This window comes from Photorhabdus akhurstii, assembly GCF_018448925.1.
Lineage (GTDB): Bacteria > Pseudomonadota > Gammaproteobacteria > Enterobacterales > Enterobacteriaceae > Photorhabdus > Photorhabdus akhurstii.
The window spans coordinates 1-2,239 of record NZ_RCWE01000073.1; the positions used below are offsets into that span (position 1 = coordinate 1).

At 58.9% G+C, this 2,239-nt stretch carries 3 protein-coding genes; all 3 read right to left on the reverse strand.

Going from position 1 to position 2,239, the window contains the following annotated elements; all coding sequences use genetic code 11:
- Positions 1 to 189, reverse strand: a 189-nt coding sequence (locus tag EAE93_RS23730; protein WP_214040710.1) for a hypothetical protein, incomplete at its 3' end; no start/stop codon positions are given.
- 21 nt (positions 190 to 210) lie between these two features.
- Positions 211 to 630: a DUF1795 domain-containing protein gene (locus tag EAE93_RS23735; RefSeq protein ID WP_214040711.1), complete on the reverse strand. Its 420-nt coding sequence runs from the start codon at positions 628 to 630 to the stop codon at positions 211 to 213.
- Between the two features lie 44 nt (positions 631 to 674).
- Positions 675 to 2,239: type VI secretion system Vgr family protein (locus EAE93_RS23740; RefSeq protein ID WP_214040712.1), on the reverse strand; the 1,565-nt coding region annotated here is incomplete at its 5' end.

The following is a 2,239-nucleotide window of genomic DNA, read 5'->3' on the forward strand; positions in this document are numbered from 1 at the left end:
AAAGACCGCCGCCCCTATCAACGCCCCGGTAATGGCGCCCGCCAGCGCCCCCAGGAAGCTGGCATGTTTAATCGGGTCGCCCTCACGGGCCGCGGCCGGACCGGGAGTGCCCTGCGGCGGGGAGACGCGTACCGAGTGCCGGGCGCTAACCCGCGCTATCCGGGTGACGATTTCATCGCCAAGTGACATGGTGTTCCTCCTGTCAGGTTATCAGGCGGCCTGAAAACTGTGGACAATTGCCAGCAATGCCTCACGCTGACCGTCTTCAAAAGGCGCGGGGGAGGTCAGGTTGAAGGTCAGCAGCAGCGGACCCCGGATTTGCAGTATCACGGTCTGGTGCATGTCGCCTTCCGGGCTTTTCCACTGGTAATCCAGACGGCGGGCGGGTTGCTGGCTGAGGGTGATTTCGCCGCGCTGATGCTCCTGGTACCCGGGCAGATGGGCGCAAAACTGTTCCAGGGTCTGTTCATAGTAAGCATTGTTATCCATGCCGGCGGGGACCGGGGTGCGGCTGACCACCAGATTGATGCCGCTGTCGTCCGGCAGCACAAAGACATTCATGGATTCATCCCGCCAGTTGCCCGGGATAGTCAGTGAGCCTTCATTCATTTGATAGATTGTGTTTTCCATGTTTTTTCCGTTGTTGATTGAAATAAGTTGATAGTCAGTAACGGTCAGTTCACATTGACCTGTTTGCCATTGATAGTGATATTGGCCCCCTGAATGCTGATATTGCCGGCATTGTCGATGGTGATGCTGCCACCGGCCGTCGCAATTTCGATACCCCCCGCCTGGGAATGTATCTGGATATTATTTTTGACATTCAGCAGGCTGTCTTTTTCGACCGTGATTTGACGCAGGCCGGTGATAGCGCTGACTTCATTGCCTGTCACCTCTTTGTGGCGGTCGTTTCTGACCGAAAGCATCTGATTATGGCCGATGCTTTCGGTATGGTTGTTCATGACCCGGGTTTCGCGGTTATTGAGTACCACGGTGTTCATGTCCCGCTGGGCATGCAGCGCCAGTTCCTCACTGCCTTTGGCATCCTCGAAGCGCAGCTCGTTGTAGCCTTCCCCTTTATGGGTTTTGGAGCGGAAGGTCATCTGGGTTTTACTGCCCGGCAGGTCTCCCGGCGGGAGATTGCTGGCATGGTAGGTGCGTCCGGTGACAATTGGCTGGTCCGGGTCGCCGTTGAGAAAGTCCACCACCACTTCCTGACCGATACGCGGTATCGCCAGCATGCCCCAGCCCTGACCGGCCCAGGGCTGGGTGACCCGTATCCAGCAGGAGCTGTGGTCATTACTCTGGCCGTAGCGGTCCCAGAGGAATTGCAGGCGGATACGGCCGTACGGGTCACAGTAGATTTCTTCGCCCTCCGGACCCACCACTTTGGCAATCTGCGGGCCCTCCATCGCCGGTTTGGGTAACGGGGCCGGGCGCCAGTGCTGATTGTAGGCAATGAAGGTAAAGTCGTTGCTCAGGGTGGTGCCGCTCTCCCCGGCGGTCTGCTCCAGCGCCTGCGGCTGGCTGCCCCGGTGGGTGACGCAGACCAGCTGCCAGAGCCGGTTGAGGTCAGGCCGGGGATGGTGAGTCAGGGTGAACAGCACGCCGGGCTGCATTGTCGCGGCGTTACTTTCACCGTCGCCGGTCAGGGCATTATTGCGCAGGGCTTCCAGCCGGTAGCGGGTGAAATCCGCGCCGTGCTGTTCGTCTTTGAAGCGGCCGGGAAAATCGAAGTGTTCATAGCCGGTATGCTGGAGGTCCTGTTCCCGCATCTGATGATGGAACTCCGCCGCCCAGGCCGGGTTTTTGAAGGTGTAATCTTTGAGCTCGACCACCGCCGGCCGTACCTGCGCCTGGCGGGTCAGCCGGGTAATGCACAGTTGCTGGGCCTGTTCGGCCTCTTCGGGGTGATAGGGCAGCACCGGGCCTTTGACGACAGAGCCCGCATCGTCGGCAAACACCAGGGTGTTTTTATTGCCGGTGAACTCAAAGAAGTAAAAAATCCCTTCTTCGGCGGTGAGCCGTTGCAGGAATTCAAAATCGGTTTCGCGGTACTGGACGCAGAACTCCCGTTCCGGGTGGGGATTGCGCAGACTGAACGCCACATCGCGGACGCCGTTCTCTTTGAGCAGGGTGGTGATGATGGTTTTGATATCCTGCTGCTGAAAAATCCGGGCATTCTGGCGCAGGGTGGCGCGCCACATATCGGGCCGGATGGTCATGTCATAGCGGGTCT

Excerpts from the sequence above, each read along its gene's own strand:
- EAE93_RS23735 (WP_214040711.1), bottom strand. The coding sequence starts at position 630 with ATGGAAAACACAATCTATCAAATGAATGAAGGCTCACTGACTATCCCG.